The sequence below is a fragment of the Xanthovirga aplysinae genome, from assembly GCF_009711365.1.
Taxonomy (GTDB): Bacteria; Bacteroidota; Bacteroidia; order Cytophagales; family Cyclobacteriaceae; genus Xanthovirga; species Xanthovirga aplysinae.
Genome location: NZ_SMMB01000389.1, coordinates 550 through 1,376, shown reverse-complemented (window position 1 = coordinate 1,376; position 827 = coordinate 550). Strand labels below are relative to the sequence as shown.

Annotated in this window: 3 protein-coding genes; all 3 read left to right on the top strand. The window is 35.7% G+C overall.

Annotation, left to right across the window (positions count from 1 at the left end; translation table 11 throughout):
• On the top strand, window positions 1-248 hold a 248-nt coding region (locus tag E1171_RS01345; RefSeq protein WP_222931326.1), incomplete at its 5' end, for a hypothetical protein.
• A gap of 49 nt (window positions 249-297) precedes the next feature.
• On the top strand, window positions 298-495 hold the full coding sequence (locus E1171_RS01340) for a hypothetical protein (RefSeq protein ID WP_155203330.1): 198 nt from the start codon (window positions 298-300) through the stop codon (window positions 493-495).
• 11 nt (window positions 496-506) lie between these two features.
• Window positions 507-731: a hypothetical protein gene (locus tag E1171_RS01335; RefSeq protein ID WP_155203328.1), complete on the top strand. Its 225-nt coding sequence runs from the start codon at window positions 507-509 to the stop codon at window positions 729-731.
• Window positions 732-827 lie beyond the last annotated feature (96 nt).

Here is an 827-nt window from a genome sequence, read left to right as displayed (position 1 = left end):
ATGAATCAAAACCTAGAAAAATTATCATGATCATGACAAAACGAAAAACAGCTCAAAAATTGAAAATGCATTTACCGCATGGGGCGATTAAGAAGGTGGCAGAAAAAGTGGGAAAGTCAAATGGCTATGTTTCTATGGTGGTAAGTGGGACAAGTGATAACCTTAAAATAATGCAAATGATAGCTGAAGAAGCTAAAAAGGAGAAGCAGAGAAAGCAAGACGTAGAGAAGAAAGTGAATGCCCTTTAAGACAAAGAATTTAGGAAATAACACTTTTAATTATTAAATTCTTTTAACCATGACAGATACAACTTTTAAGCTAATCACTAAGAAAATTACTATTGAAGCTTACACGGAGGAGAGGGAAAAGAAATCAATTGTCCCTTCTATTCAATTTGAATACGTATTAAGCCAGGACAACACACCCCCCTTCTTTGAATTTTCCTTAACAGTTGGATTTTGGGGTAAGAGCTGGATTTTGGCTGGTTACAGATAAAGGAATACAAAATGAAAAAGGAAAATTCCAGTCAATCAATCTCTGCCATTTTTCAAACCTATCAGGAGAAAATAAAAGGCGTGAAATGGTGGCAATTTAGCAAAAGGTTAAAGATAGATGCATGGCTGGATGAACAGATCAAGGAAGCTCAAAGCTTAATAAAGGAAAAGAACCATGAAAAAAAAGATAAAGACCTTACCGAAAGAGGAAGTTCCATATTTACCAACGACACTTAAATTCAGACTAAGACAATTAGCAGATGATTTCGAATGTCCAGCAAGTCATATTTACCCCTACCTTATGCACTGCCTTGACCGGTACGACACAACAAA

Bases quoted from the DNA above. Each gene is read 5' to 3' on its own strand.
- E1171_RS01340 (WP_155203330.1), top strand. From the start codon at position 298: ATGACAGATACAACTTTTAAGCTAATCACTAAGAAAATTACTATTGAA.
- E1171_RS01335 (WP_155203328.1), top strand. From the start codon at position 507: ATGAAAAAGGAAAATTCCAGTCAATCAATCTCTGCCATTTTTCAAACC.